This window comes from Gammaproteobacteria bacterium (assembly GCA_011375345.1).
Lineage (GTDB): Bacteria > Pseudomonadota > Gammaproteobacteria > DRLM01 > DRLM01 > DRLM01.
Window position 1 is genome coordinate 20,434 of the sequence record DRLM01000126.1, and the last position, 21,614, is coordinate 42,047.

The 21,614-nt window shown below is 64.4% G+C and carries 16 protein-coding genes; 2 read left to right on the forward strand and 14 right to left on the reverse strand.

The window, feature by feature from the left end; all coding sequences use genetic code 11:
* Positions 1-4: 4 nt before the first annotated feature.
* From ENJ19_09835 to ENJ19_09865, 7 genes are all read right to left on the reverse strand, one after another.
* Positions 5-982, reverse strand: a complete 978-nt coding sequence (locus ENJ19_09835; protein HHM06023.1) for a DUF4405 domain-containing protein — start codon at positions 980-982, stop codon at positions 5-7.
* A 165-nt stretch (positions 983-1,147) separates the two neighbouring features.
* Positions 1,148-3,169: an NAD-dependent DNA ligase LigA gene (gene ligA / locus ENJ19_09840; protein ID HHM06024.1), complete on the reverse strand. Its 2,022-nt coding sequence runs from the start codon at positions 3,167-3,169 to the stop codon at positions 1,148-1,150.
* A gap of 340 nt (positions 3,170-3,509) precedes the next feature.
* On the reverse strand, positions 3,510-5,684 hold the full coding sequence (locus ENJ19_09845; GenBank protein HHM06025.1) for an amylo-alpha-1,6-glucosidase: 2,175 nt from the start codon (positions 5,682-5,684) through the stop codon (positions 3,510-3,512).
* Positions 5,685-5,688: 4 nt separating this feature from the next.
* Entirely contained in the window at positions 5,689-6,741 is a 1,053-nt protein-coding gene (locus tag ENJ19_09850) for a glycosyltransferase family 4 protein (GenBank protein ID HHM06026.1), read from the reverse strand.
* 183 nt (positions 6,742-6,924) lie between these two features.
* Positions 6,925-8,067 (reverse strand): PDZ domain-containing protein, encoded by a 1,143-nt coding sequence (locus ENJ19_09855; protein ID HHM06027.1) that lies wholly within the window; start codon positions 8,065-8,067, stop codon positions 6,925-6,927.
* A 91-nt stretch (positions 8,068-8,158) separates the two neighbouring features.
* Positions 8,159-8,488 carry a Grx4 family monothiol glutaredoxin gene (gene grxD, locus ENJ19_09860; protein ID HHM06028.1) on the reverse strand — a complete coding sequence of 110 codons (330 nt, stop codon included), beginning with the start codon at positions 8,486-8,488 and terminating at the stop codon, positions 8,159-8,161.
* Positions 8,489-8,669: 181 nt separating this feature from the next.
* A complete protein-coding gene (locus ENJ19_09865) occupies positions 8,670-10,208 on the reverse strand; it encodes a hydantoinase B/oxoprolinase family protein (GenBank protein HHM06029.1) in 1,539 nt (512 codons plus the stop codon).
* 309 nt (positions 10,209-10,517) lie between these two features.
* On the opposite strand from ENJ19_09865, the gene ENJ19_09870 reads away from it, so the two are divergent.
* Together ENJ19_09870 and ENJ19_09875 are read left to right on the forward strand one after the other, a co-directional pair.
* A complete protein-coding gene (locus ENJ19_09870; protein ID HHM06030.1) occupies positions 10,518-11,873 on the forward strand; it encodes an MFS transporter in 1,356 nt (451 codons plus the stop codon).
* Positions 11,874-11,999: 126 nt separating this feature from the next.
* Positions 12,000-12,578 carry a superoxide dismutase gene (locus tag ENJ19_09875; GenBank protein HHM06031.1) on the forward strand — a complete coding sequence of 193 codons (579 nt, stop codon included), beginning with the start codon at positions 12,000-12,002 and terminating at the stop codon, positions 12,576-12,578.
* 118 nt (positions 12,579-12,696) lie between these two features.
* Here ENJ19_09875 and phoU read toward each other — a convergent pair whose 3' ends face one another.
* From phoU to phoB, 7 genes are all read right to left on the reverse strand, one after another.
* On the reverse strand, positions 12,697-13,425 hold the full coding sequence (gene phoU / locus ENJ19_09880; protein HHM06032.1) for a phosphate signaling complex protein PhoU: 729 nt from the start codon (positions 13,423-13,425) through the stop codon (positions 12,697-12,699).
* 39 nt (positions 13,426-13,464) lie between these two features.
* Positions 13,465-14,301: a phosphate ABC transporter ATP-binding protein gene (locus tag ENJ19_09885; protein ID HHM06033.1), complete on the reverse strand. Its 837-nt coding sequence runs from the start codon at positions 14,299-14,301 to the stop codon at positions 13,465-13,467.
* A gap of 23 nt (positions 14,302-14,324) precedes the next feature.
* Positions 14,325-16,016, reverse strand: coding sequence for a phosphate ABC transporter permease PstA (gene pstA / locus ENJ19_09890; protein HHM06034.1), 1,692 nt, complete (start codon positions 16,014-16,016; stop codon positions 14,325-14,327).
* Complete coding sequence (locus tag ENJ19_09895) at positions 16,001-18,256, reverse strand: ABC transporter permease subunit (GenBank protein ID HHM06035.1); 2,256 nt, start codon at positions 18,254-18,256, stop codon at positions 16,001-16,003. The genes pstA and ENJ19_09895 overlap by 16 nt, the downstream gene beginning before the upstream one ends.
* Before the next feature lie 163 nt (positions 18,257-18,419).
* Positions 18,420-19,394: a phosphate ABC transporter substrate-binding protein PstS family protein gene (pstS, locus tag ENJ19_09900; protein HHM06036.1), complete on the reverse strand. Its 975-nt coding sequence runs from the start codon at positions 19,392-19,394 to the stop codon at positions 18,420-18,422.
* A gap of 117 nt (positions 19,395-19,511) precedes the next feature.
* Entirely contained in the window at positions 19,512-20,807 is a 1,296-nt protein-coding gene (gene phoR, locus ENJ19_09905) for a phosphate regulon sensor histidine kinase PhoR (protein HHM06037.1), read from the reverse strand.
* A gap of 123 nt (positions 20,808-20,930) precedes the next feature.
* A partial coding sequence (gene phoB, locus ENJ19_09910; protein HHM06038.1) for a phosphate regulon transcriptional regulatory protein PhoB occupies positions 20,931-21,614 on the reverse strand: 684 nt, incomplete at its 5' end.

Below are 21,614 nucleotides of genomic sequence, written 5' to 3' on the forward strand. Positions count from 1 at the left end.
GGCCTCAGTCCTTCCCGCCCCGCCATCCGTCGTCGTCCTCGCGGCCCTGGCGCCGGTGGTAGAATTCGTCGGACTCCAGGCCCAGGTAGCGGCCGCTGACGGCGTCGAACAGCAACTCGTGCACCCGGCCACCGGCATCCAGCAGTTCCACTTCGTACCTGGCACCATCGTGGGCGGGCTCCAGCTCCGCTTCCAGCAGGCGGCCACCGGGATAGCGCGCCCGGGCCGCGGCGATAATCTGGCTCAAGGGGACGATGTCACCGGCCTCCACCCGGCGCCGGGCCTCGTCGTGGTCCGCCCTGGCCCAGCCGCCGCCCCAAGCCGCCAGCAGCAATGTGGCACTCACCAGCACCATCAAGACACAGGTGGCGCTGCGCCCGCAAGGGCCGTGGCGCGCTCCGGCCGGACCCGGGCCCTCGCCGCGCTTGCAACCGTGCCACATGGCGCCCACCAGATTCTCCTTGTGCACTATGCTTGCCACCACCACACCGGCAATGTGGATCATCACCAGGACCAGGGCGAAATGGGCGGCAAATTCGTGGATCTCCTCCCACAGGTGTTCCACCCCCTCCGGTGAGCCGGCCAGCATCCCGCCCAGGGGCCCGGCGCCCTGGTCCGCGCCGTAAACCATCAGGCCGCTCACGGTGACGGCTGCCAGGACCGCCAGCATCAAGAAAATCATCCATGCCCCCGCGGGATTATGCCCAAGATAGCGCCGGGCCCGGCCGCTGAACAGTGCTTTAACGTAGCGCCAGGCCACCGCGGGGGAACAGCTGAAATCAGCAAAACGGGCATGGCCGCGGCCCACAAAGCCCCACAGCAGGCGCACCAGCAGCAGGGCGGCCAGGGTGTAACCGGCCCACACGTGCACACCCAGCCCCTCGTCCTCGGTGACATAGGCCACGGTGAAGGCCGTCACCACGCCCCAGTGGAACAGCCTGACCACCGGGTCCCACACTTTCACAGCAGCTCGATCGGCCATGGAAACCCTCCAAGCTTTCCGGCGCCAAAATACGCCGGGCAGATGCAATCCCGGCGGGCATTGGTGTTATCACAGCTCATCAGGTTAAAACCGGGGGCTTAAACCAAGCTGAAAGGAAGCAGGGGGAAAGGGCCACGACAGCGGGCACCGCGCCCCCGGCCCGCCTCAGCGGGCGCTCCGCAACAGGCGCAAAAAGGCCGCCTCGTCCAGCATGGGAATGCCCAGGTCCCGCGCTTTGTCCGCCTTGGCACCGGCCCCGGCGCCAACAATGACATAGTCGGTCTTGCGGGATACGCTGGCGCCCACCCGGCCGCCCAGGGCCCGGAGACGTTCCCCGGCCTCCTCACGGCTCATGGACTGGAGCGCGCCGGTAAGAACGAAGGTCTTGCCCGCCAGTGGCAGCCCCGGGCGCGGCCGTGCCGGCTTGGGCCAATGAACCCCGGCCGCGCCCAGGGCCTGGACCACCTGGCGGTTGTGGGGCTGGCGGAAAAAGGCGCTGATCTCCGCCGCCACATTGGGACCGATGCCCTCCACTTCCTGCAAAGCCGCCTCGTCGGCATCCAGCAGCCGGTCCAGGTCGCCGAAATGTTCCGCCAGGGCCCGCGCCGTGGCCTCGCCCACCTGGGGAATGCCCAGGGCGTAGAGCAGGCGCGGCAAGGTGGTGGTTTTGCTTTTTTCGATCTGATCCAGCAGGTTCCGGGCGGATTTCTCCCCCATGCGTTCCAGGGCGGCGAGGTCCGCCTGCTTCAGGCGGTAAAGATCAGCCACCGTCCGCAGTAAACCTTTCGCCACCAGTTGTTCCACCAGCTTTTCCCCCAGCCCCTGAATATCCAGGGCGCGGCGCGAGGCGAAGTGGCGCAAGGCCCCCATGCGCTGGGCCGGACAGTACAAGCCTCCCACGCAGCGATGGGCGGCGGCACCTTCCTCCCGCACCACGTCGGCGCCGCACACCGGGCAATGGGCCGGCATCCGCCAGGGCCGGGTACCGGGGGGGCGTTTTTCCCTGATTACGCCCACCACTTCCGGAATAACGTCACCGGCACGGCGCACGATCACGGTATCGCCCACCCGCACGTCCTTGCGTTCCACCTCGTCCTGATTGTGCAAAGTGGCGTGGGTGACGGTCACGCCCCCTACCTGCACCGGCCGCAACACTGCCACCGGCGTCACCACCCCGGTGCGCCCCACAGACGCCTCGATGCGCGCCACCACGGTGGTCTCCTCCTGGGCCGGGAATTTGTGGGCCAGGGCCCAGCGCGGCGCCCGGGCGGTAAAACCCAGCCTGTCGCGCGCCGCCAGTTCGTCCACTTTGTACACCACCCCGTCAATCTCAAAGGGGAGCGCATCGCGCCGGGCGGCCACCTCGGCATAATAGGCGAGGCAGGCCTCCACCCCGGCCACGGTCCGGAACAGCCTCGTCACGGGAAAGCCCCACTGGCGCAGCATGGCCACCACTTCCGAATAACGCCCCGGCAGCCGCCCTCCCGCCACCTCCCCCAACCCCCAGGGGAAAAAGCTCAAGGGCCGCGCGGCGGTGATGCGTGGATCGAGCTGACGCAGGCTGCCGGCGGCGGCGTTGCGGGGGTTGGCGAACACTTTGCCGCCCTGTGCCAATTGCTGGGCGTTGAGCCGCTCAAAATCTTTTTTGCGGATCACCACCTCGCCGCGCACTTCCACCACCCGGGGCCAGCCGCGCCCGCGCAGCTTGAGGGGGATGCTGCGGATGGTGCGGACATTTGGGGTGACGTCTTCCCCGGTCCGGCCGTCGCCGCGGGTGCCGGCGCGCACCAGCAGGCCGTCTTCGTAACGCAGACTGAGGGAGGCGCCGTCGAACTTGGGCTCCGCCGTACAGGCCACCGGCCCCGCCGTACCCAGCGCCTTGCGCACCCGCTCGTCCCAGGCCCGCACTTCGGCCTCGGTGAAGGCGTTGTCCATGGACAGCATGGGTACCCGGTGGCGCACCTGGCCAAATTCCCGGGCCGGGGCCGCGCCCACCCGCCGGGTGGGCGAATCGGGGGTGATGAGTTCGGGCCAGGCTTGTTCCAGGGTCTTAAGTTCCCGCAGCAGACGGTCGTACCGGGCATCGGATATCACCGGCGCATCCAGCACATAATAGCGGTAGTTGTGTTCGTCGAGTTCGGCGCGCAACTGCTGCACGCGTTTTCTGATGTGGGCCGGCACAGTCATGGCGGGGAGTGTAGCCCGCCCCCGGCGCCGCTGAAAGGGCACCCCGCCCTGATCGCATGGGAAGATACCCGTTACGACTTCCCTTAACTCTGATCCTTAACGCCAAAGGGCAGGACGAAACCCATGCTTCGGAACGAACATCAGGGACGGAATCAGCCGGCGGCCGACAAGGACCGGCTGGTACAGGGCTGCGAGCGCATGCTGGCGCGGGAAAAAGCGGTGGAACTGGATGAGCCAGGCCGGGAAGAGGCGGACACGGTGCACAACTTCGTCAGCCGCGACCTCCATGATGCGGGACGCCACCTGACCACGGCGGGAGCCGGCCGACTGGCCACGCTTCTCAGACGATCACCGCTATTTCCACGTCCCCTTCCTTGCGCAGAACATTGATGCCCACATCCCGCGGGTGACGGCGGAACACCAGGTCGATCACCCCGCTGTTGAAGCGCAGCCGGGTGATCTTGATCCGGTCCAGATAATCCGGCAGCTTGGGATGATAAAAACGGAGCTGCGGTTTTTCCGGGGAGAACACCAGCCCCAGGCAGGATTGCAACAAGTGAAACACCGCCCCACTGGCCCAGGCCTGGGGCAGGCAGGCCACGGGATAGAGGGTGGGCCCCTGGCCCCGCAGGCGGTCGAAGCCGCAAAACAACTCCGGCAGGCGGTGCAAATCCAGGGTGATACTGGCGTCGAACAGGCCAGTGAGAATTTTCAGGACATCCTCCTTGTTGCCGTAGCGCGCCACCCCCGCCGCCACCAGGGCGCTGTCGTGGGGCCAGACCGAACCGTTGTGGTAAGACATGGGGTTGTAGCGGGCCTCCCCGGCAGCGATGGTGCGCACGCCCCAGCCGCTGAATGAAGCGGGCGCCAACAAGCTCTGGGCGACCTGCCGGCCCCGCACCGGATCGGCGATGCCCGTGGCCAGCACATGGCCGGCGTTGGAGGAGCGCACCCGGCAGGGCCGCTTGGCACCGTCCAGGGCCAGGGCGTAGGTCTGGATCTCCTCACACCAAAAGACCGCGTTGAAGCGCCGCTGCAGCGCCACCGCCTGGGCCTCCAGATCCGCAGCGAAGCGTTCCTCTCCCAGCAGGCGCGCCAGGGCCGCCGCCTCCCGCTTGGCCTCATAAACATAGGCCTGCACTTCGCACAGGGCGATGGGTCCGTCCGCCGCACTGCCGTCGGCGTGAAAGACGGAGTCGTCGGAATCCTTCCAGCCCTGTTGCACCAGGCCGTTGGCGCTGTGGCGGGTGTATTCCACGAAACCGTCGCCGTCCGCATCACCGTAGTGATCGATCCACTCCAGCGCCCGCCGGATATTGGGCCAGATGGCCTCGATCAAGGCCCGGTCGCCGCTGCGGCGGTAATAGGCCCCCGCCAGCCACACGAACAAGGGGGTGGCATCGACGCTGCCGTAATAGCGGGCAAAGGGCACCTCCCCCAGGGCCGCCATTTCACCGCCGCGCATTTCGTGGAGAATCTTGCCCGGTTCGGCATCGCTGGCGGGGTCTTCCTCCTCCGCCTGGTGGTGGGCGAGAAAGGCGAGCACGCCGCGGGCCAGGGCCGGGTTCAGCCACAGGGTCTGCAAGGCAGTGATCAGCGCGTCGCGGCCAAAGGGAGTGCTGAACCAAGGCGTCCCGGCATAAGGATAAGGCCCTTCGGGCGTGTCGGTGGTGAGCATGTGCAGATCGGCGGCGGAACGGTTGAGCCAGTCGTTGAACTGCTCGTTGGAGGTGAACACTTCCGCCGCCGCCTCCCGCCGCTTGCGCAACAGGGCGCGATGGGCGCGCAAAGCCTCATCGTAGCGGACCACGGACGCTGCCTGCACGCCGCTGTCGCAGGTGATGGTGAGATAGAAATCCTGCCCACCGCCGGGTGGCAGACAACAGTCCATGCGCGCCCGGCCGCCCTCTTCCCAGCGGGGCGCGGGAGTGAGGCGGATGCGGGTGCGACGCAGCACGCCGTCCAGGCCGCGGTAAGCCAGCGTCAGCTTTTCGCCTTCCGTTTCCGCAGACAGGCCGGCACCGCTGCGGACCCGCGCGGCGCCGCGGACTTCGAAGATGTCGCTGTAGTCGGCCTCAAACACCAGCTCCAGCTCCATGCGCACCTCGGCATCGCTGTAGTTGTGCAGGCAGAAATGCTCGTAACACTGCCCCTGCCAGAGCAACTTGGAACGAAACAGATGCACCGTTCCTTTGCGAATCGCGAGGACACCATTGTCGTACAGATCCGGCAGGGTGAGGTCCACCACCATCAGGGCATTGTCTTCCTGGACCGTGGAATTGAGCAGCAGCGGACGGCGCTGGTTGACAGTCAGTTCCAGGCGGGAGAGAAAGCGGGTGCCTTGAAAATACAGCCCCTGTTCGCCCAGGCCGATGTGCTGCACATCCCCCCAGCGATCGAACAAACCGAACAAATCGTCATGCTTGAGCACCCGGGTACGGTCGTCGGTGCGCGAGGAGGTGGCCAGCACATACCAACGGTCGTCGATCTGGATGACATCCTTGGGCGCAGCCACGGGACTAGCCCGCCTTCAGTGACAGCGCCGGATACCGCTCCAGCAGGCCCGCATACGCACGCAGATACCTCTCGGCCATCTGCCGGGCGCTGAAACGGCGCTCGAAATACCGGCGGCAGGTGTGGCGGTCCAGGCGGTCCAGCCGTTCCACGGCCGCCACCGCTTCTTCCGGGCCGTCGACGATGTAACCACTGATGCCGTCGGCCACCACCTCCGGCACTGCGCCGCGGCGATAGGCTATCACCGGCGTGCCGCAGGCCATGGCCTCGATCATCACCAAACCGAAGGGCTCCGGCCAGGCCAATGGGAGCAGCAGTGCCCGCGCCCCGCCCAACAGCTCGTTTTTGCCCCGCTCGTCCACCTCGCCCACGTATTCGATCAAGGGATGGCCCAGGTGGGGCTGGATGCGCGCTTTGAAGTAGGCCTCGTCCACCACGTCGATCTTGGCGGCGATTTTCAAAGGCAGACCCGCCCGCAGGGCAATCTCAATGGCGGCCTCGGCGCCTTTTTCCGGCGAGATGCGGCCGAGGAACACCAGATAATCCCCCCCTTCGGCCCGGAAGTCGTAGCACTCGGCCGGCACGCCGTTGTAAACCGTGGCCAGCCATTGGGCCTGTGGCAAGGGCGCGCGCTGGGCGTCGGAAATGGACACCACGGGCTGGTCATGAAACTCGGCGTAAACCGCCTGCAGGTCGGGCAAATCGAGGCGGCCGTGCAAGGTGGTGAGCTGGGGGGTGCCCACCAGGCGGCACAGGGGAAAATGAAGAAAATCGGTATGAAAATGAATCACATCATAGTTGTGGGCCTCCCGCGCCACTGCGGCCAGCAACAGGGTGTGCCAGACCGTGGGGTCGCGGCGAACGCGGCTGAGGCGCAAAGCCTCCGGCACGATGGGGCGCAGCTCGGCCCGGGTCCTGGAATCGCCGCTGGCAAACAAGGTGACCTGGTGCCCGAGGCGCACCAGCTCCTCGGTGAGGTAGTGCACCACCCGTTCGGTGCCGCCGTAGGTTTTCGGGGGAACGCTCTCGTAGAGCGGAGACACTTGGGCGATTTTCATTACTCAACTTACCTCCGTCAGTTTCATTTTCCATCCACCAAGGGACTCCCGCAGGAATGCAAGTCAAGGAATAGGGTTGATTGTTACAAGATCAAGTCTCCGATTTTCTGTTGCACATCGTCGTCATCGCAAGCGGACGGCGGCCACCGGCAGCGGCGGCCCCGCCGGAAGAATAACAGGCTCCTAACTGGTGCCGGCCTCAAGAGTGACGGCCACATCCCTCTCCCGCCCGGACCGCCAGATACGCAAGGTGACCCGGTCGCCGACACGGTACGCGTCCAACTGCGTCAGCAGGGCCGCCACCGACGCCACCGGATGACCGTCCACAGCCAAGATGACGTCGCCGGGAATCACCTGCCCGCTGCGGTCCACCCGGGTTTCCCGCAGGCCGGCCCGCTCGGCCGCTGAGCCCGGATAGACCTTGAGCACCGCCACCCCCCGCACCCCCAGCCGGGCGGTGAGTATTTTATTCAAGTCCTCGTCCACGGCGACACCCAGGCTGGGACGAATGTACCGGCCCTGGGCAATCAGGCGCGGCACCACCCGGTTTACCGTGTCCACGGGCACCGCAAAGCCAATGCCCGCATAGGCGCCGGAGGGGCTGTAAATCGCAGTATTGATGCCAATCAAGCGGCCGGCGCTGTCCAGCAACGGCCCGCCGGAATTGCCGGGATTGATGGCGGCATCGGTCTGGATGAGCTTGTCGATGCGCGCGCCGTTCTCTTCCGTCAAAGACCGGTTCAGCGCCGAGACCAGCCCGCCGGTGAGGGTGTAATCCAGCCCGAAGGGATTGCCGATGGCAAAGACCTTCTGCCCCACTTTCAGATCAGCGCTGGTGCCGATGGGCACCGGCGGCGGCCGGTCGAAGGCCACGTTGATACGCAGCACCGCCAGATCATGGGCCGGGCTGGCCCCCACCAGCACGGCCTTGTAGCTGCGCCCGTCATTGAGCCGCACAACGGCCTCTGACGCGCCCGCTATCACATGATGGTTGGTGACCACGTGACCCAGGTCATCCCACACAAACCCGGAACCGGTACCCTTGGGCACGGTGAAAATGTTGCGGGTCCAAAAGTCCCGCACCCGTTTGCGGGTGGAGATGAACACCACCGAGGGGCTGGCCTGCTCGAAGATTTCAATGGTGGACTGTTCATCCGCCGCCAGATCGCCCCGCGGCGTCACCGCCCGCGGCTCGGCAGTGAGGCCGATCACATAGCGCTCCACCCAGGGCAGGACCTGCCACAGGATGACCACCAGGACAATGGTCCAGGTCAGCCAGCGCAGGCGGCGCAGGACAGGATCATCAACCGGGGTGGGCTTGGGCATGGAGGCGGCTCCTTGGCAGGGGGCAAAGACAAACCTCGCGGCGGGAATGATGCCGCCTGCGGCCCCCTTGCCGGATCGTGGCGGATGCCGCTTAACGCGACCCGGCTTGTTCCACCGCGGCCCTGACCATTTTTTGCAACTCGCCGCGCTCGTAAAGTTCCAGGGTGATGTCGCAGCCGCCGATCAACTCGCCGCCGATGAACACCTGGGGGAAAGTGGGCCAGTTGGAAAACCTGGGCAGATTGCGGTGAATTTCCGGGTCTTCAAAAATATTGACATAAGCCAGCTCCTCGCTGCAGGCCCTGAGGGCCTCGGCGGCGCGGGCGGAAAAACCGCACTGGGGAAAATCGGGCGTCCCCTTCATGAAGATCACCACCGGGTGGGTGGCGACCTGTTCTTTGATGAAATCCATCACGTCCATCGCATCATTACCTCATAGTGAAACCGGCTTGCGGCACATGGCCGGAGATGCCGCGGGGATGCAGACCGTCCTCTATGCCAGGGCCGGCGGCGCGTCAAGCCCGCCAACTGGTGCGGCTGTCCCGCCCCGACTTAATCCCCCGGAAACAATCCCGGATTCTAACCCGTCGCTGCCCCGGAATTTAAGGGGTGGGCATTGTGGCTTTGCCCCACGCACCGCCGCCGGGCGTCTCCACAGTGAGCCGCTGGCCGGCCTCAGCGGTGATATGCACCTTGGGCGGCAGGCTTTGCCCCTGCAAAAGATTGCGGCCCGGCGCCCCTGCCTCCCCCCCCTGCAGACCCCAGGGGGTATGGCGACGCCGTTCGGTGAGCAGGGTGACGCGGGTCTCCTCCAGAAATTCGTATTCCCGGATCAGGCCGTCGCCGCCGGGACACCGGCCACGGCCGCCGGAGCCGCGCCGCACGGCGTAGGCCCGCACCCGCAAGGGGTAGTGCATTTCCAGGCTTTCCACCGGCGTGTTGAGGGTGTTGGTCATATGGGTCTGCACGGCGTGCAGGCCACCGCCCAGGAGACCGGCCCCCATGCCACCGCCCAACGTTTCGTAGTAGTCCCACTCCAGGCCACCCATGGCAACATTGTTCATGCTGCCGTGGCTGGCGGCGGGAATGCGCGCTGGGATGGCCTGGGCCAGGGCCCCCAGCACCGCATCCACCACCCGGGTGCTGGTCTCCACATTGCCCGCCGCCACGGCGGCCGGCGGGCGGGCGTTGAGCAGACAGCCCGCCGGCGCCCGCAGGGCAATGGGCCGGAAACTGCCGGCGCAGGCGGGGGTGTGGGCGGGCATGAGGCAGCGGAAGACGTAGTACACCGCGGCAGCCGCCACCGACAAGGGGCAGTTCACATTGCCCGCGGCCTGGTCCGCGGTGCCGCTGAAATCCACCCCGATGGCGCCGTCGCCGGCCGTCACGGTGACCACGATGGGCAGATCGGTGTGCCCGGCGCCGTCGTCGTCGAGCACATCGCGGAAGGTGTAGCGGCCATCAGGAATGTCGCGCAAAGCGGCCCGGGCCAGGCGCTCACCATAATCATTCACCGCACTGAGGGCACGGCGGTACGCCCCCGGCCCCAGGCCGGCCACCCATTCCTGAAGCCGCCGCAAGCCGGCGCGGTTGGCGCTGATCTGGGCGGCGAAATCCCCCCGGGCCTGGGCCGGATTGCGCAGCGCCCCCAACAGGTGCTCGAACCAGCCCTCTTCCATCCGCCCGTGCCGCAGCAAGTGGGTGGGCGGAATCACCATGCCCTCCTCGTCCAGGGAGCGGGACAGGGGCATGGAACCGGGCGCCGCCGCGCCGATGTCCGCATGGTGGGCGCGGTTGACCACGAAACCCAGCAGCTCCCCGCCCACAAAGAACGGCGCCACCAGGGTCACATCGGGCAGATGGGTACCCCCCAGGTAGGGATCATTGACAATGACCATGTCGCCGGGCGCCCAGTGGCAGCGCCGCACGATGCCGCCCATGGCATAAGCCATGCTGCCCAGATGCACGGGAATATGGGCCGCCTGGGCACACAAGCGCCCCTGCTCGTCGAACACCGCACAGGAAAAATCCAGCCGGTCCTTGATATTGGGCGACAAGGCCGCGCGGCGCAGCACCGCGCCCATTTCCTCGCACACCGCACTGATGCGGCTGGCGAAGAGGCTGAGTTCGACGGGGTTCATGAGGCTTCAGGCGTCGCAGGCGCAGCCCCCGGCGCCGGCCATGCCGGTGCCGACGAATTTGGCATCCCAGGCCAGCACCCGCGCGGTGACGTCGGTGGGCACGGCCAGGGCGGGGACGGCAGCGACGAGCACACTACACAATACGACCAGGCCGCGACATGTTTCATGGCCATCCTCCCGGGGGCGGGGCGGGCGCCCGCATTCCTGCTGTGTTGCAAACCATTGTAGAATCCGCGGGGCTCCGGGTGGGCCGGGGACATGCCCCGGTCACACCCAAAACACCCTTCACCTTAAACCAACAGGACCCTCATGCGCTACCGCACCGCCCCCCTGCCCTCCCCCACGCTGCCACCGGGCATTCCCTACATCATCGGCAACGAGGCCGCCGAGCGCTTCAGCTTTTATGGCATGCGCGCCATTTTGGTGGTGTTCATGACCCAGTACCTCATGGACAGCGAGGGAACACTGGCCACCATGAGCGAGGAAGAGGCCAAGGGGTATTTTCATCTTTTCGTCTCGGCGGTGTATTTCCTGCCGCTGCTGGGCGCCCTGCTGGCGGACGGGGTGTGGGGCAAGTACCGCACCATCATTTTTTTGTCACTGGTCTATTGCCTGGGCCATTTCGCCCTGGCTTTGGATCACACCCGCCTGGGGCTGGCACTGGGGCTGGCCCTCATCGCCATCGGCTCGGGGGGCATCAAGCCCTGCGTCTCGGCCCACGTGGGGGACCAGTTCGGGCCGTCCAACCAGCATTTGTTGTCGCGGGTGTTCGGCGGGTTTTACTTCGCCATCAACCTGGGCGCTTTTGTCTCCATGCTGGCCACACCCTGGCTGCTGGCGGAATACGGCCCCTCGGTGGCCTTCGCCGTGCCCGGCGTGCTCATGCTGCTCGCCACTTTGGTGTTTTGGGCGGGGCGCCACCAGTTCGTCCACATCCCGCCCGGCGGCCGGCGCTTTGTGAAGGAGACCTTCAGCGGTGAGGGGCTCAGGGCCCTGGGCCGGCTGTGCCTTATTTACGCCTTCGTGGCGGTGTTTTGGGCGCTGTTCGATCAGACCGGCTCCGCCTGGGTGTTGCAGGCCCAGCAGATGGACCGGGAAGTGTTGGGTTTTGAGGTGCTGCCGTCCCAGATCCAGGCCGCCAACCCCTTGTTGGTGATGATCTTGATTCCCTTGTTTTCCTACGTGATTTATCCCGCCCTGGAACGGCTGGCCCCCCTGCCGCCCTTGCGCAAGATCGCCCTTGGCTTGTTCCTGGCAGCGGCGGCGTTTTTGATTCCCACCTGGATTCAGATGCGCCTCGACGGCGGCGCCACACCCCATATCGGCTGGCAGTTGTTGGCCTATGTGGCGCTGACGGCAGCGGAGGTGATGGTGTCCATCACCTGCCTGGAGTTTTCCTACACCCAGGCACCCAGGACCATGAAGTCGTTCGTGATGGCCTTTTTCATGTTGTCCATTTCCGCCGGCAACCTGTTCACCAGCGCGGTGAATTTTTTCATTCAGAACGAAGACGGCGGCGTGGTCCTGGCCGGGGCCGACTATTATTGGTTTTTCACCGGCCTGATGCTGGTGACGGCCGTCTTGTTCAGCATCGCCGCCCGCTTTTACCGCGGCCGGACCTACCTGCACGAGGAGCACGGCGAGGCCTTGAGCGGCAGAGACTGAAAACGGCGTTTTGTGCTTGCAGCGCCGCGACCGCTTATTTTAGACTAAGTCTTAAACTATAATCCGCACCCGCTGCCACCATGCCTGGAAGCAGCATTCATCACACACGATTGGAGGAAATCACCCATGGAGCACAAGCTGCCGGAACTGCCCTATGCCATGGACGCCCTGGAGCCGGTCCTGTCCCGGGAAACCCTGGAATACCACTACGGCAAACACCACGCCACTTACGTGGCCAATTTGAACAAGCTGATCAAGGGCACGGAGTTCGAGGACATGCCCCTGGAGGACATCATCAAAAAATCCTCGGGCGGAATTTTCAACAACGCGGCGCAAGTCTGGAACCATACCTTTTACTGGAACGGCCTCTCCCCCGCCGGCGGCCAAGCCGGTGGCGCTTTGCTGGACGCCCTCAACAACACCTTTGGCTCGCTGGATGCCTTCAAGGAGAAGTTCTCCCAGACCGCCGTCACCACCTTCGGCTCCGGCTGGGCCTGGCTGGTGAAAAACCCCGACGGCACTTTGGACGTGGTCAGCACCAGCAATGCCGGCACGCCGCTTGCGGAAGGCAAAGCGCCCCTGCTCACCTGTGACGTGTGGGAGCATGCCTATTACATCGATTACCGCAACGCCCGCCCCAACTACGTGGAGAGCTTCTGGAATATTGTCAACTGGGATTTTGTGGCGAAGAATTTCGCCGGCTAGGGCGCATTCCTCACCAGCCTGAGGGAAAGGACGGCCGGCGGCCCCCCTGAAGAGGGGGCACTCAGACCAAACAAGGGCGGCGCTTTACCGCCCTTTTTTGTTTTGCTTCACCGAAGGCTCATTGCGGTCTGCGCGTCCCGCGCACTTCCTCTTCCATCTGCTCCAGGCTGGTATGGCGCACGTCCTTGCCTTTGACCAGATAAATGATGTATTCGCAAATGTTGCGGGAATGGTCACCGATGCGCTCCAGGGCGCGGGCCGCCCACATCACGTTGAGTACCCGGCGGATGGAACGCGGGTCTTCCATCATGAAGGTGATGAGCTGGCGCATGAGGGCGTTGTACTCGCGGTCTATTTTGGGATCCTGACCCGCCACTTTGACGGCGGCTTCCACATCGGTGCGGGCAAAGGCGTCCAGAGCATCGTGCAGCATCTGGCGAACATGATTGCCCAGGGTATCCAGTTCCGTATATGCCACCTTGCCCTCTTCCAGCTCCACCAGCTGCTCCGCCAGACGGCCGATTTTCTCCGCCTCGTCGCCGATGCGTTCCAGGTCAGTGATGGTTTTGATGACCGCCACCACCAGACGCAAATCTGTGGCCGTGGGCTGATGGCGCGCCAGGATCTGGGTGCACTCTTCGTCTATGGCCACTTCCAGGGCGTTAACCTTGAAATCGTTGGTCACCACCACCCGGCCCAGATCGCTGTCGCCGGAACCGATGGCGACCATGGCGTCGGCCAGTTGCTGTTCCACCAGCCCACCCATGGCCAGCACCTTGTTGCGCACGTCCTCCAGCTCTTCGTTGAAGCGCTGGGAGATGTGGTGCCCGATATCTACTTTGTCCATACACCTGTCCTCGTCGCAATGCCCCATAAATGCCGCCGCTCAGCCATAGCGGCCGGAAATATAATCTTCGGTCTGCTTTTCGCGGGGGTTGGTAAACAAGGTGTCCGTGTCCGAGTATTCGATCAGTTCACCGAGATACATAAACGCGGTGTAGTCAGACACCCTGGCGGCCTGCTGCATATTGTGGGTGACGATCACGATGGAATACTGTTCCTTGAGTTCGTAGATCAGCTCTTCCAGCTTCAGCGTGGAAATGGGGTCCAGGGCCGAGGCCGGCTCGTCCAACAACAACACTTCCGGCTCCACGGCGATGGCCCGGGCGATGACCAGGCGCTGCTGCTGGCCGCCGGACAAACCCAGGGCGCTGTCGTGCAGCCGGTCTTTGACTTCGTCCCACAGCGCCGCGCCCCGCAGCGACCGCTCCACCACTTCGTCCAGACGGTGCCGGTTCTTTTCCCCCTGCAGGCGCAGGCCATAAGCCACGTTTTCGTAGATTGACTTGGGAAACGGGTTCGGTTTTTGAAACACCATGCCCACGCGGCGGCGCAGATCCACCACGTTTTGCCCTTTGGCATATATGTCCTTGCCATCCAGAAAAATCTGCCCCACCACCCGGCAGCCGTCCACCAGGTCATTCATGCGGTTGAAACAACGCAGCAAGGTGGATTTCCCGCAGCCGCTGGGGCCGATGAAGGCGGTCACCCGGTGCTCGGGAACAAGCATGCTGATCCGGCTCAGGGCCTGCTTGTCGCCATAGTAAAGATCCAGGTCCCTGACCTCCAGCGCCACGCTCTCGTCACTCAGTTTAAGACGATTGCGCGGCTTGCCCAGGGCCGCCATGTCCACGGCGTGGGTGCGCGAATTCGCAGTTTTCATAGTCTCTTCCACCACTGCGCCCATCAGCTCTCCAGGGCGCGGTATTTTTCCCGCAGACGATTGCGGATCGCCACCGCGGAGAGATTCAGCACGACGATAACAACAACCAATAACAAGGCGGTGGCATACACCAACGGCCGCGCGGCTTCGACATTGGGGCTTTGGAAGCCGACGTCGTAGATGTGAAAGCCAAGATGCATGAATTTACGGTCCAGATGCAAATAGGGGAAATTGCCGTCCAAAGGCAGGGACGGCGCCAGTTTCACCACCCCCACCAGCATCAGGGGCGCCACTTCACCGGCGGCGCGGGCCACTGCCAGGATCATGCCCGTCATCAGGGCGGGACTGGCCATGGGCAGCACCACCCGCCACAGGGTCTCAAACTTGGTGGCGCCCAGGGCCAGGCTGCCTTCGCGCACGGAACGGGGCACCCGGGCCAGACCCTCCTCGGTGGCAACGATGACCACCGGCAGGGTGAGTATGGCCAGGGTCAGTGAGGCCCACATGATGCCCGGTGTGCCAAAGGTGGGCGCGGGCAGGGCCTCGGGATAAAACAACTGATCCAGGTTGCCCCCGAGAAAGTAAACGAAAAAACCCAGGCCAAACACGCCGTAGACGATGGAGGGCACCCCGGCGAGGTTGTTCACGGCGATGCGGATGAGGCGGGTCAGCACACCTTGTTTGGCATATTCGCGCAGATACAGCGCCGCCACCACACCAAAGGGGGTGACAAACACCGACATGACCAGCACCATCATCACCGTGCCGAAAATCGCCGGGAAAATCCCCCCTTCGGTGTTGGCCTCCCGCGGCTCGTCAGCAACAAACTCCCACACCCTGGCGAGGTAGTGCCCGGTCTTGTCCCAGACGGACATGGCATTGGGACGGTACACCCGCACCACTTTGGCCAGGGGCACTTCGATGTTTTGTCCACCGGCCACTTCGGCGGTGAAACTGTCCCGGCGGGCCGCGCGGTAGAGGTCCTTCAGGCGCAATTGCAGCGCCTGGTATTGCTGTTCCAGTTCCTGCCGCTGCTCGGCCAGCGCCGCCAGAGCCTCGGGCGTGTCTTCACCATCCAGCTCCAGACGGCGGCGCTCCAGGCGCAGGCCTTCCATCTGGTAATTGATGGCGCCGATGTCGTCTTTTTCGATGGTGTGAATCTCGTCATTCAAGGTCAGGGCCCGCCGGAGACGCTTTTGCAAGGCCTCCCAGGCCGCCTCGCCGGTCGCCACCACGGCGCCGTTTTCCTTGACGTTCAGCAGATAGCCATAGAGGTTGCCCCATTCCCGCCGTTCCACCGCCAGCAAGGTTGCGGGATAATCGCGGGACAGAATGTAGGGCTCGATAATGACCTGGAAGTCCATCCCCGTGACGTCGCGATTGCCTTCCTTTAGCAAATAGCGGGTCACCCGGTGGGCGCCGGGGGGCAGCTGCAGCCCGGCGCTATGCAGACGTTCAGCGGAGACGACTTCGGATTCGACCACCTCGCCGATCAGGCGCTCAACCTGGCCGCCCGGTTCCTGGTATTGCAGTTCGACAAGATCGGCGGGCCAGAAGCAGCTCAGGCCCCGCACCGCGATCAGAAGCAACAGCCCGAACACGGCGATCAGACTGACCGCCACCGCGCCGGCGCTGAGCCACACCCAGGGCGCGCCGCTGCCCCACCATTGCCCGAAATGCCGTTTTACCGCCACAGGGGTCACAGACTGCTGTATTTCCTGCGCAGGCGCTGGCGCACCAGCTCGGCCAGGGTGTTGAAGAAGAAGGTAAACAGGAACAGCACCAGTGCCGCCAGGAACAAAACCCGGTAATGGGTGCTGTCCACTTCCGATTCAGGCATTTCCACGGCGATATTGGCCGCCAGGGTGCGCATGCCCTGAAACACGCTGAAATCCATCACCGGCGTATTGCCCGTGGCCATGAGCACGATCATGGTCTCCCCCACGGCGCGGCCGAAGCCGATCATCACAGCGGAGAAAATCCCGGGGCTGGCGGTGAGCAGAACCACATACACCAGGGTCTGCCAGGGGGTGGCGCCCAGGGCCAGGGAACCCTGGGTCAGATGCTTGGGCACGCCGAAGATGGCGTCCTCGGCGATGGAGAAAATCGTCGGCACCACGGCAAAGCCCATGGCCAGCCCCACCACCAGTGAGTTGCGCTGATCGAAGGGAATGCCCAGGTCATGACTGAGCCACTGGCGCATATCACCGTCGAACCAAGCCGTCTCCAGCGCAGGGCTTATGACCATGGAAAGCCATCCCAGCAAAGCCACCACGGGCACCAGCAAAGCGGGCTCCCAGCCCTCGGGCACAGCGGAACGAAGAACCACGGGCAGGCGTGACCACAGGTACGCCGCCAGCAATATACCCAGGGGCACGACGAGCAGCAAACTGAAAATGCCGGGCAACCGGGCTTCCACATAGGGCGCCAGCCACAACCCGGCCAGGAAACCCAGAATGACGGTGGGCAGGGCCTCCATCACTTCCACGCTGGGCTTGACCAGGCGGCGCATGCCCGGCGCCATGAAATGAGCCGTGTACATGGCCCCCAGAATGGCCAGGGGCACAGCCATCAGCATGGCGTAGAACGCCGCCTTCAGAGTACCGAAGGAAATAGGCATAAGGCTGAACTTGGGCTCGAAATCATTGCTGGCGGAAGAAGACTGCCAGATGTACTTCGGCTCGGAATAGCCTTCGTACCACACCTTGCCCCACAGGGCCGACCAGGACACCTCGGGGTGCTCGTTGCGGATGGCCGCAAACTGGATGCGTCCGCGGCTGTCTTCCGCCAGCAGGGCGTTGGCCCGCGGGGCCACCGCCAGGGCGGTCAGGGGCGCCGAAGACAAGGGCGTCACCATCAGGGTGCGGTGGGCGGTGGCATGATAAACGCCCAAGCTGCCTTCACGGTCCGCCACAAGAAAACCCTTGCGCGCCTGTTCCGGGGCAATGGCGGTGATGGCGGCGCCCAGAGGATCGAAATCGCGCACATGCTTCAGGCTGTAGTTGTTCTGCTCGTCGCGCACCGGGAACCACTGGGACAAACCACCGTGGTCATCACCCACCAGCAGGGAAATACCTCCAACCAACAGCTGCAGGGCCGTGAGCTTGCGGCCCTTGGGCACCACGCTCACGGTCTGCACCAGACGGGGCCCGGACTTGTCCACAATGTCGAAATAGTGCAGGCGGCCGTCCGGCAGCGCCACGTACAAATTACGTTGCTCCGGCTCGACGATCAGAAAGCGGACCGCGCCTAAGGCCGTGGACACCGTGACCGCTTCGCGCTCCCAGGTCTCTTCCTCGTCCAGAAAGGACACCTCCTTGCTCAGCGCCACCAGGCGAATGTCCCCGCCGGCCACGCTGGCGGCCAGGGTGGCACCTTCCTCGCCCACGGCCACCGCCAGCCGCACCAAAGGCCGGCCCAGCTCGTCCACCGTGATGGGGTCCTCACCCAGGGGAAAGCCGATCTCAGGCGTGATCAGCCGCCGGTCACCGGGATAGGTCACTTCATATTTGTGACGCACCACCAGGGCCTGTCCGTCTGACAGGCCCAGGGCGACCACCCCGCTGGCAGGCAGCGCCGTGGCGAAGGCCGTAACCGAAGTTCCCGGGGGCAGGGGCAGATCAACCTGTCTCACCACCTCGCCCCCCTGGGTGCGAAAGAACACCACTTTGCCGGCAGCGGTAAAACGAACGCCGATTTCCCGTTGCTCCTCCATGGCCAGATACAAGGTGGCCCCCGCCCCGCCGGGCGCCTCGTAGCGAGCCTCCGACTTCAGCTCAGCCGACTCAAACAGGGGGATGACCACGTAGAGCAGATAGAAAAAAATCAACAAAATGGCAATGATCACGCCGACGCCGCCCACGCCCACGGCGTGGTGGGCCAGGCGGTCTTTGAACATGCGCGCGCGCCAGCCACGACCCGCAGCCTTGGGGGAGGGGGAGAGGGTGGACGTCATGAGCGGCAACATACGCGAAGGATGTTACATTAATGTGACAGCGGCGGCTTGAGAGTCAGCCGGTGCGGGCATCCGCCGGCCATCAGCCTGAAGAGCGCCCCCCAAGACAACACAGTCCCGCATCAGCGGGACTCTGCAAAAGCGGACCGGCGGGGCGTTCCGCTCAATTCAACTTGGCCAGTTCCTTGGCCACCACCCTCGCAGGCAGGGGAATGTAGCCGTCTTTTATGACCACTTGCTGACCCACCCTGGACAACACCATCTTGATGAACTCCCGTTCCAGGGGGGGCAGGGGCTTGTTGGGGTGTTTGTTGACATAGATATACAAAAAGCGGGACAGGGGATACTTGCCGCTCAAGGCATTGCCGGGAACCGCTTCCACGAACTTCGCACCCGCTTTTTTCGCCAGAGGCACAGCTCTGACGCCGGAGGTTTTGTAGCCGATACCGGAATAGCCGATGCCGTTCAGGGACGCGCTCACCGACTGCACCACGGAAGCGGAACCGGGCTGCTCATTGACGGTGGGCTTGTAATCACCCTTGCACAGGGCTTTTTTCTTGAAATAGCCGTAGGTGCCGGAGACGGAGTTGCGGCCGAAAAGCTGAATGGAGCGATTGGTCCAGGCACCGCCGAGCCCCAGTTGGCCCCAGCGGGTGATGTCTTCAGGATAGCTGCATTTGCGGGTGGACGAAAAAATCGCGTCCACCTGGGGGATGGTCAGACCCTTGATGGGGTTGTCTTTGTGCACATACACCGCCAGGGCATCGATGGCCACGCGGACGGGGGTGGGCTTGTAGCCGTACTTCTCCTCGAAGGCGGCCACTTCCTTGGCTTTCATTTTGCGGCTCATGGGCCCCAGGTTGGACGTCCCTTCGGTCAGGGCGGGCGGCGCGGTGGATGACCCTGCCGCCTGGATTTGAATATTGACGTTGGGGTATTCGCGCTTGAACTGTTCCGCCCACAGGGTCATCAAATTGGCCAGGGTGTCGGAACCCACGCTGGAGACATTGCCGGACACGCCGCTCGCCTTGCTGTAGGTGGGCAGTTTGGGGTCAAGCTCCAGCGCCCCAGCCGTTCCCGACACCAGCGCCGCACTCACCAGACCCAAAGTGGCCAGAAACCTGAAAGATCGCTTCACGATGTATCTCCTCTCAACGGGTTGACGGCGCACCTTGCTCCCCTGCACCCAGGTGGGCGGTATTATTGGTCAAGAATATTTCACCACAGTGACGCCAATATGACAGGCGCGTGACAATCATCGTCCCGGCACCGCCGCTACCGGGGGGAAACAGCAGCGGAAAGTGCTGCCGCGGCCGCTCACGCTGCGAACCTCGAGACGGCTGCCGTGGCGTTCCAGCACATGTTTGACGATAGCCAGCCCCAGCCCCGTTCCCCCGGTCTGGCGTGAGCGGGCCACATCCACCCGGTAAAAACGTTCGGTAAGCCGCGGCAGATGCTGGGGCGCGATGCCTATGCCGGTGTCCCGCACTTCAAAACACGCTTTTCCCTCCCGGAAATACCAACGGATACTGATCTGCCCCCCAGCGGGTGTGTAGCGCACTGCGTTGGTGACCAGGTTGCTAAAGGCACTGCGCAATTCCTCCTGCCGCCCCCGGATATGCAGGTCCTGGTCCATGTCCCACTGAATCTGGTGACGACCGCCGCTCAAGGACAAGGCCTCCCCCTTCAGGCCATCCAGCAGGCGGGGCACATCCACCCGGACACCTTCCACAGGCAGGCGCTCCGTCTCCAGGCGGGACAACAGCAACAGGTCGCTCACCAGGTGCTGCATGCGGTCCGTCTGCTCCGACATCAGCTGCAAGGGCCGGCGCCAATGGGATGGACAGTGCGCCCCGTCATCGCTCAGCGTCTCCAGGTAACCCGCCATGACCGTCAAAGGGGTACGCATTTCGTGGGACACATTGGCCACAAAGTCGCGCCGCACCTGCTCCAGGCGGTGCAGGCGGGTGATGTCCCGGGCCACCAGCAGCCGCTGGTCACGGCCAAAGGGGACGACCACCACAGACAACATGACCCGCTCGTCCGCGGGGGAGGGAAGCACCACGGGCTCTTCATAGTCCCCGCCGTGCAGGTACTCGACAAAGGCCGGATGGCGCACCAGATTATCCACCCGTTGACCGATGTCCTGGGGGGAATGCAGGCCCAGCAGACGCCCGGCGGCCCCGTTGAACCATTCGATCTCCCCCACCGCCGTGGCCACCACCGTGGCGTCCGGCATGGCGGCGGTGAGTTCGCGAAAACGGTTCAGATAATTGGAGATGGTGCGCTTGCGCCGCCAGTGGCGGCGCCGCAGACGATAGAGATGATAAAACACATCCGCCCAGACCCCGTAGCCATGCAGGGGCTGACCGCCGGCACCCATGCGCAGCCAGCGCTCCAGTTTGTGCAGATAAAAGAGATGACCGGCCAGATAAACCAGCAATGCCACCAGAGCGGCGGCCCAGGGCCGGTCAAACCAGGCGCCTGCGGCCAGGGCGAGGGCAGCCAGCCACAGGGCGCGCCAGAACTCGGACCACCAGGCCTTGGACACAAAAACTCCTTACAAACAGGCTATGGACTGCCCGCACGGGAAGGCACGCACCCTCCCCCTCCACCAAGCCGGTCAGGGCGGCCGGCCTTGAAAATGGCCGGCAAGGCCTTTTTCAACATCCTGCTAAACCTGCTGGGAAAAGCGATACCCCGCCCCCCGCACAGTCTGGATATAGCGCTCGTGGCCGTGGGGTGACAAGGCCTTGCGCAGACGGCGGATGTGCACATCCACCGTCCGCTCTTCCACGTACACATTCCCGCCCCACACCCGGTCCAGCAGCTGCCCGCGGCTGTACACCCGTTCCGGATGCGTCATAAAGAAATGCAGCAAGCGGTACTCCGTGGGGCCCATTTCCAGGACATCCCCCCGGGCGGTCACCCGGTGGCTGGCGGCATCCAGGCACAAGCCGTCCACCTCGATGATCTCGTCGGCCATGTGGGGCGCAGCGCGGCGCAGCACAGCATTAATGCGCGCCACCAGCTCACGAGGGGAGAAGGGTTTGGTGATGTAATCGTCGGCACCGCTGTCCAGTCCGCGCACTTTGTCCGCCTCTTCGCCCCTGGCAGTCAACAATATGATCGGCAGGTCGCGAGCCCGGTCATCGCGCCGCAGGCGACGGGCGTATTCCACGCCGCTGACCCCGGGCAGCATCCAGTCCAGCAGCACCAGATCCGGCATTTTGGCGACCAGCCGGCTTTCGGCGTCCATCACGTCCGCCGCCAGTTCCACCTCAAAACCCGCCCGTGACAGCGCCGTGTCCACCAGCTCACGTATCGCGGCCTCGTCGTCAACAAATAAGATTCTCGC

Bases quoted from the DNA above. Each gene is read 5' to 3' on its own strand.
- ENJ19_09895 (HHM06035.1), bottom strand. From the start codon at position 18,256: ATGACGTCCACCCTCTCCCCCTCCCCCAAGGCTGCGGGTCGTGGCTGG.
- ENJ19_09850 (HHM06026.1), bottom strand. From the start codon at position 6,741: ATGAAAATCGCCCAAGTGTCTCCGCTCTACGAGAGCGTTCCCCCGAAA.
- ligA (HHM06024.1), bottom strand. From the start codon at position 3,169: ATGACTGTGCCGGCCCACATCAGAAAACGCGTGCAGCAGTTGCGCGCC.
- grxD (HHM06028.1), bottom strand. From the start codon at position 8,488: ATGGACGTGATGGATTTCATCAAAGAACAGGTCGCCACCCACCCGGTG.
- ENJ19_09855 (HHM06027.1), bottom strand. From the start codon at position 8,067: ATGCCCAAGCCCACCCCGGTTGATGATCCTGTCCTGCGCCGCCTGCGC.
- ENJ19_09870 (HHM06030.1), top strand. From the start codon at position 10,518: ATGCGCTACCGCACCGCCCCCCTGCCCTCCCCCACGCTGCCACCGGGC.
- ENJ19_09835 (HHM06023.1), bottom strand. From the start codon at position 982: ATGGCCGATCGAGCTGCTGTGAAAGTGTGGGACCCGGTGGTCAGGCTG.
- ENJ19_09885 (HHM06033.1), bottom strand. From the start codon at position 14,301: ATGAAAACTGCGAATTCGCGCACCCACGCCGTGGACATGGCGGCCCTG.
- ENJ19_09865 (HHM06029.1), bottom strand. From the start codon at position 10,208: ATGAACCCCGTCGAACTCAGCCTCTTCGCCAGCCGCATCAGTGCGGTG.
- phoU (HHM06032.1), bottom strand. From the start codon at position 13,425: ATGGACAAAGTAGATATCGGGCACCACATCTCCCAGCGCTTCAACGAA.
- ENJ19_09875 (HHM06031.1), top strand. From the start codon at position 12,000: ATGGAGCACAAGCTGCCGGAACTGCCCTATGCCATGGACGCCCTGGAG.